The sequence below is a fragment of the uncultured Bacteroides sp. genome (assembly GCF_902491285.1).
Lineage (GTDB): Bacteria > Bacteroidota > Bacteroidia > Bacteroidales > Bacteroidaceae > Bacteroides.
The window spans coordinates 1-7,720 of record NZ_CABUHK010000135.1 but is presented as its reverse complement, the minus strand read 5'-3'; the positions used below and the strand labels follow the sequence as shown (position 1 = coordinate 7,720).

At 42.9% G+C, this 7,720-nt stretch carries 8 protein-coding genes; all 8 read left to right on the top strand.

Going from position 1 to position 7,720, the window contains the following annotated elements; genetic code table 11:
* Positions 1-111 precede the first annotated feature (111 nt).
* Positions 112-879: a type IV toxin-antitoxin system AbiEi family antitoxin gene (locus tag RDN93_RS21045; RefSeq protein WP_022332320.1), complete on the top strand. Its 768-nt coding sequence runs from the start codon at positions 112-114 to the stop codon at positions 877-879.
* Positions 872-1,777 (top strand): nucleotidyl transferase AbiEii/AbiGii toxin family protein, encoded by a 906-nt coding sequence (locus RDN93_RS21040; RefSeq protein ID WP_026318147.1) that lies wholly within the window; start codon positions 872-874, stop codon positions 1,775-1,777. The genes RDN93_RS21045 and RDN93_RS21040 overlap by 8 nt, the downstream gene beginning before the upstream one ends.
* Positions 1,778-2,519: 742 nt before the next feature.
* On the top strand, positions 2,520-2,882 hold the full coding sequence (locus tag RDN93_RS21035; RefSeq protein ID WP_018694601.1) for an AlpA family transcriptional regulator: 363 nt from the start codon (positions 2,520-2,522) through the stop codon (positions 2,880-2,882).
* A 7-nt stretch (positions 2,883-2,889) separates the two neighbouring features.
* Entirely contained in the window at positions 2,890-3,267 is a 378-nt protein-coding gene (locus RDN93_RS21030; RefSeq protein WP_118406208.1) for a DUF6291 domain-containing protein, read from the top strand.
* Between the two features lie 116 nt (positions 3,268-3,383).
* Positions 3,384-4,364 (top strand): BT4734/BF3469 family protein, encoded by a 981-nt coding sequence (locus tag RDN93_RS21025; protein ID WP_308747290.1) that lies wholly within the window; start codon positions 3,384-3,386, stop codon positions 4,362-4,364.
* Between the two features lie 769 nt (positions 4,365-5,133).
* Positions 5,134-6,456, top strand: a complete 1,323-nt coding sequence (locus RDN93_RS21020; protein ID WP_195496903.1) for a hypothetical protein — start codon at positions 5,134-5,136, stop codon at positions 6,454-6,456.
* Positions 6,457-6,465: 9 nt separating this feature from the next.
* Positions 6,466-7,467: a hypothetical protein gene (locus tag RDN93_RS21015; RefSeq protein ID WP_130065260.1), complete on the top strand. Its 1,002-nt coding sequence runs from the start codon at positions 6,466-6,468 to the stop codon at positions 7,465-7,467.
* A 36-nt stretch (positions 7,468-7,503) separates the two neighbouring features.
* Positions 7,504-7,720, top strand: a 217-nt coding sequence (locus RDN93_RS21010; RefSeq protein WP_308747289.1) for a hypothetical protein, incomplete at its 3' end; no start/stop codon positions are given.

Genomic DNA, 7,720 nt, shown 5'->3' with positions numbered 1-7,720 from the left:
TTGAGACGACCAACACCTACCTCGACAGCTTCGACAACAAGGTAATCAACGAGGCAGCAAAAGTTTTGTAATAGGCCAACAATGGTTTAATATTTTTTGTATATTTGCGCTATGAGCGTAAAAAACGAGTCGAAAATAAACCAATTACTGCAAGAGGTTCCGGCTGGAGCCGTGTATCTGACCTCGTGGATGAAGCAAAATAACATACCGCATTCCACCCAACACAGATACGTCGAATCCGCTTGGCTGACCCCCATAGGCACGGGTGCAATGATCCGCACGGGCGATACGCCTACATTATACGGAGCCATGTACAGCCTCAATACACAGGCTGACAAACATCTGACAATCGGAGCCATGTCGGCATTGGAGATACACGGATATTCGCACTACCTCCCGATGGGCAGGCCAACCGTTTCGCTGTCTGCGCCACAAAAGGAGTATTTACCGCTTTGGTTCAGAAAATACGACTGGGGAGTTACGCTCCGGCTGTTTACCACCGAAATATTCAATTCCGACACCGGAATCACCACCACCCGACAAGGGGTTTTCGAGTTGCCGATCTCTACCCCAGAACGGGCATTTATGGAGTGTCTGCACCTCGCTCCGCAATATTACGACATTACCGACCTCTATTATGTGATGGAAATGCTGTCGATACTCCCGCCAAAGAATGTGCAACGACTGTTGGAGGAGTGCCGTTCCGTCAAAGTGAAGCGGCTGTTCCTCTTTATGGCCGAAAAGGCCCATCATGCGTGGTTCGGGGCCCTCAACCTCGACAAAATAGACCTCGGCAGTGGCAAGCGGGTAATCGCCAAAGGAGGCGTTTACGATAAGAAATACCAAATCACTATTCCGGCAGAACTGAAAAATGATTAATCAAGAGTACAAAGAGCGCGTGCGGCTGTTGCTCCGCATCATCCCGATTATTTCGACGGAAGAATGTTTTGCCGTTCACGGCGGCACGGCAATCAATCTGTTCGTGCAAAATCTGCCGCGATATTCGGTAGACATCGACCTGACCTATATTCCCGTCGAGCCGCGGGAAGCAAGCCTCGCCCATATCAAAGAACGGCTGAAAGCGATAAAGGCAAAGATCGAGGCTGCAATACCGGGCATTGCAATACGCGAAGTTCCCAACAAATTGATCTGCACCCATAACGGGCATTTCGTCAAAGTAGAGGTAAACGACGTGAAGCGCGGCATTATCGCACCGCCCATCGAATTGCCCTTATGCGACCTCGCCCAAGAAGATTTCGGCGTATTCTGCAGAGCCCGCATCGTTCCGCTGTCACAACTCTACGGTGGCAAGATCACGGCGGCACTCGACCGCCAGCACCCGCGCGACCTGTTCGATGTAAGTCTGATGCTCGATTATATCAAAGACTTTGACCAGATCAAGCGCGGTTTCATCTTCTGCCTGCTGGGAAGCGACCGCCCGATCTTGGAGTCCCTTAATCCTAATTTCAACGACCAGCGCGACGCCCTGACCAACCAATTTGAGGGCATGTCCTCAACGCCGTTCACCTACGAGCAGTACGAAGCGACCCGCCGCCGACTGGTCGAGTATATCAACGACCATCTGACACCGACCGACAAAGCATTTTTACTCGGATTCGAGGACGGGACGCCGGATTGGGACGCATCGGAATACCAAGATTTCCAGCATTATCCGTCGGTTCAATGGAAGCTACTCAATATTAGAAAGCTGAAAAGGAAAAATCCACAAAAGCATGAGGACGGCATAATCAAGTTGCAAAATTATTTTGGATTCTAATGTACGAAGACATAGTAGATTACGATGACTTTTCAGAAAGAGTAGGTTCTGAAAACGACATCCTTGACCTAATTTACAATGAAATTTGGAAGAGAACATATTGCCCTAAATGCGAAAGATTCAACACCCACAGCAGAAGCAAATACGCTTCAAAAAATATTCTTTGCCATCATTGCAGTATACAATGGTCTATCCTGCAAGAGACAATATTTTTCAAGACACGCATCGATTTAGTTAAATGGAGCTATGTCATCTATGCAATATCGTTTTACCCCCGAAAAGTATCTGTTAAATGGCTCATGACCGAATTGAAAATCAACTCCTATAACACAGTCTGGCATATGGCAAACAAAGTTAAAACTGTTGCCAACCATAGCCCAAAAGACAAATGTATTTTCAGAGAATTAGAAAAAATATTTCGTCGGCATAGATTTATATAACAGGATATAAAATTCATATAACAGGATAAATTATATAAACGACACAAAAACCGCATAAAAAAAGCAAAAAAACTTCAGCCAATAGTATCTTTTCCTACATTACATCTTATAATCAATACAATATGACTGGGAACACCAGTCATATTTTTTGTCTAATCCATAAAAAAACGATATAAAATCTTCAAAATAAAAATACACAAAATATTGACAATCAATATTTATAAGGAATATTTATAATAAAATCAAAATACTGTCAAAATATCCATTCGTATTAGGAGGGCATAACTTAATTTTTTAAGATTATGCATACTAATTCTTTCTCAAAATTCGGGGATGATTTCCCCATCGCGGGACTCTCGGTAAAGCAATTTATCGAACTCTGCGTGAGCCTCGGCTTCGGCAATCGCCCCAACTCTTATCCTAATAAGCCGGAATCACCTCCACCAGAAATTATGGGCATCAATGATGTGATTAAACTTACAGGCTATTCAAAGGCCACGATCTACAAGTTCACACATCAACGACTCATCCCATTTCATAGACCCGCCCACGGGGGACGGCGCTTGGTGTTCATCCGACAGGAAATCGAAGACTGGATGAAAGAGAATTCAATCCCCACCGTCGGGCAATACTGTAAAGAACAATTAAAAAAACTTAATAATTAAAAAATTTATGAAAACAGAATTTAACCCTTTGGAAGCACTGGCCGACATTTCTGAAGACGAACTGAATGAATTTATCGAACTACAGGAGGAAGCTCCCAAGAAGCGCCGGAGACAAAAAACCCGAGAATCCTTTGTGTGTTTCATCTCATTTTACGAATCTATTAAATTAATGCCGGAACGGCTCCATTTAAGAGCATTCAGAGTATTGATGGATTATGCATTCTATCAGAAGGAACCGCCTACAAAGACACCAACACGTATTATGCAATCTTTCGTCAGTTGGCGGAAGCAGGTGGATGTGAACTCGCAAAAATATGATAGGAAAGTCGAGAGTAATTGGGGCGGGAAAGATGGTGACGAGAAAGCGGATAATGACGGGACTTAAAACATCCCGTCTTATTTCTCAGAGCAATAACCGGACTGGAAACATACAAGAAACAGGCAGCAAATCAATACACAACACACTGAATAACAAAATCATATCCAAAACCATCGGATAAAATGATAATTTCAAACGCAATGAACCAAAACAATAAACTCACACTCTCAAGGACAAACACCGTTGTTAGGATTCCTGAAGACATAGTTGGGCCTCAAGTTTCGCTCTTTGCAAACGTAGTTAGCACAATCCCTGTCGCAACGGTCGATTTATGGACATTTTTATTAACAGCCTCCTACCAAAATATAGTAGACGAATATCGAGGCACTAAAGATCCGGACATACGCGCCAAAATCAAGAAATTCGAGATACCGTGCGTAACCGTTGCCGGGGTATTCGACACCCGCGCCAAAAAGAGGCTTCATCATCTTCATAGCAGCTATATCTGCATCGACATTGATGGGAAACAGAATCCCCGTGTAAAAGGGCGATGGAACTTGGTCAAAAATATGTTGAAAGAAAGAATCAGCAGTTTATGCTATGCTGGGCTATCTGTTGGAGGCGATGGATTATGCTGCATCTTTCGAATAGCTTATCCTGAACGCCATAAAGCTCACTTTTATGCTCTCGTGGACGAAATACAAGAACGGACGCCACTAATCGTCGATGAAAGTGGCAGCGATGTCGTAAGGCTGCGTGTGGCCAGCTATGACCCTCAACCCTATTTCACCCCTGATGCTCCTCCGTACTTGTATTACAAGCCGAACAAATACAGTGCGCCGCGCAGGGTGAAGAAGGCTCGAAAAGCCGTAATGGATGTAGCCACAAAACAACGGGCATATTCACTGATAATAATAATTCAGAAAAAACAGATTGATATCACTGTTGGACGTGCCGTCTGGAAATCCATCGGACAAGCTCTCGCCAGTGAATTTGGGCCCGAAGAAGGGTTACGACTTTTCCACTTGGTAAGTAAATGGCATCCCGATTACGATCCTACTGAATGCGATGAAATGTTTGACTGGTGTATCAAAAATCACGATGATGTGGATATAGCCACTTTCTTTTATCATTGTCAAAGGTATAATATAACTTTCAAATAACCCCATCGTGCCGCGAGTGAAGCCGGAGCCTTCGAAGGCTCCGGCTTTTTTATTATATCTGCATCCCTGCGTAGATAATACCCGAAAGCATGTTTGGCGAAATTTGCACAACAAGGCCCCGATGGGTGTCGTCAATTGCGAAATATTTTTTTACCTTTGTCTTGTCGCGCAAGCGGCGTATATTGGTGAAAGTGTTTCGATTTAACCTCGAATAGGAATCTGGAAAATTCAATTTGCTGAGGGTAAACGACGACACTCATCACTTGTATTGGTATGCGAGATCATAATCCCCATACTATACAGGTGTGGGGTCTTGTGTCAGTTTATTTCAGCAAAGGTATTCCAGAACCTCTATTCGAATAAACCGGGCAGCTCCACACTTTCTTTTTGTAATCATGCCAAGTCGGGGCTGGGTGGCAACAATGTTTACTACCATGCCTAAAACTACCGTACACACGATCTTGCAAGAAATTGGCATTCGCGCATTACGCGAGTATATCTACAAGCACCTCCCTGCACCGGATTTCCACTCGCACGATTTCACAAGGAACTTCGAACGTCATTTTACAACCCAGTATATTCAAATGCAGGGGCTATATGCACGTAAGAGCACAATTGAAGCACGGAATATGACAATATCTTCCGAAATCGGAAAATTCCTTGGTCGGAATAGTGATTTGTTACAAATTGAGAAAGGTCCCAAGCGCATATCTATCAATATGAATGGCAAAAAGTCTCCGGCTCGTATATGGCATAAAACTTCGCAATTATGAAACGTCTACTTTTACTTACAATCCTAATCGGCTTACTGTTCACCAGCCCTAACAGTTTCGCCCAATCATCCAAACCCAAACGCGCCACCATTAAATACGAGAATGGCGTCAAATATGTCGGAGAAATCCGAAAAGTCAGCCCCAAAGGATTCATTATTAGAAAAATGAAATTTAAGCATGGCACGGGTATCATGTATTTTGCCAACGGGGATCAACTCAATGGAGAATGGTGTTATGATCAATGTAAGCGTGGAACTTACAAATTTGCCTACGGAGATATTTTTGAAGGAGAAATTAGCGAGAGTTCCATCCAAAATGGAAAGATGATTTTTTCTTCCGGCCTTGGAACGATGATATTTGCCTCCGAGGGAGATATTACGCTGGGATATAAGATATGGCACTACCCGGCTAATTGCAGTTTTACAGGAACAATCAAAGATAAAAAACCTTATACAGGCACTTTTGATTGCACATTAACAACGAAAGATGGGGATAGTTTTACTGGAAGGCTATCCGACGGACACTTCGGGTACGGTAAAATCGAATATGCCAATGGCGACACGTTCGAGGGAAATTTCATATCCGACGCCCCGTCAAGCGGCAAATATCGCTACGGAAGCATCACGGAAATAACAAGAGCAAATCACAAATGGGAAATTCCAGCTGGATGCGTTTTTGAGGGTAATATCGTCCCATTTACAGGAACAGTCAACATGGAAATTACCGACGCGGCCGGGGACAAGTTTATCGGGCGGCTCTATAACGGCGCACCGGACGAGGGAACAATGGTTTTTGCCGCCACCGGACATACCGAAACAGGGAAATGGAAAGACGGATTATCCCCTCGTGAATATCAGATTCAGCAGCGCGCCAAAGAACGAGCACGAGACTCAATTACTAAGGCGTTTGTGGCACAACAACGAATAAAAGATTCTCTGAAACTCGCAGATGAAAAGCAGAAACATCAGACTGAAGAACAAAAAAAGCAAGCATTCATCCGAAAATATGGTCAACGATACGGCTCGCTTATTTATCAAGGAAAACTCGAACTCGGCATGACCCAACAAATGTGTCAGGAGGTAATTGACATAAAATCATACGATATAGGAAAAAGCATACGATCCGGGCACAGGGTTGAAACATGGACTTTCAATAAGGACAAACAAGACATGCAAGTCGCCGCAGCGATGACGCAACTTTCCGGCGAAGAAGCAATGGCTTTAACCTTACTGATGGGATTTGCCGACAGCGTAGGTGCATCAACGCCCAAATACTCTATTTTAGTTTTCACCGACGGGAAATTGACAAGCCTTTATTAACCAAATACCATGAAACGAATAATCATCTCTCTGCTGTGTATAATAACGGTTCTATGCGGATATTTTTTAATTCACAAAAAAACCGCATTTATCAATACGAGAACGGAAACAAACTCCACACAGCAGCCGTCAGCCCCTTCACCGTTAGAACAACTGAAAACCCAATTCAAACAGCCGTTTAAAGGGCGTGTTTTTCAGGAATTGGTGAGCATGAGCGGATCCCTTAACAGCATTTTATATTGTGACACATTAGATGTTGCACAAAGAGCAAGTATCCTATCAAAAATAACGAATAAGCCTTATTCAGAAATGAATGCTTTGGTTTCGGAGGTAGATCGTTGTATCTCGGAATGCTGTGATTCTCCATGCTTTGCCGCCATACAAGATTCTATTATCTATTCCTACACCGACGAAACTCTCGATGTATACTGGTATTACAAAGTTCAAGGACAAGATTCAGTCTTAATGTTCAATATGGCTGAATATAAAAAAGATTACCCGGAATTATATTTTCTCGAAGACCTTACAACCGATGCAAGCATGTTGGATTGGGAAGCTATGACAACTGCATTTGTAGCATCAGCACGGCAATCCTCCCAACTGGACAACTCAATATACAAAGCGACCTTTGAACAGATCTACGCAATGGGATTTATTGTCGGATTAAACGATGGAGATTGTACCGCACAACAATTTTTCAAGCATGCAAAACAAACGGCGGGTATGACACCCCAAGAAATTTTAACCGAGAACTACCAAAACGACCTTCCGGAAATGGACACTTTCGGTCTAATTAAACAAATACATGATCCTCAAGAATTTTATGATTTAATAACTGGCGATCAAAAGGATTTCGGATTCTATTTTATGCTGAAAGGATATGAAGCTGCAATCCGCGTGTTAGGATGTGATGACTTAATCCGAAAGAAATACAATAACAACCAACAAAGAATAGTTCAAAAATGCCGCGAATTATACTCCACAGCGTATTCTTCGTCTTGTAAAGAATAAACTTAACGTACTGCATAATTACTAACTTGCATTATTATGGGACTAATTGTATCTATAACTTTAGTATTAGGCCTCATATTTTATTGGGAAGGCCGCCGATTATATAAAGAGACTGAAGAACATTCGAAACTACAAAGAATTGCAATCACGATAAAATTGGGAGGCATAAGCTATCTCAAATCACTCTTTATGCTTGCATGCCTAATAGCACCCGCTGTTATTATGTACTTAATAGGAGATGCTATTAAAGACC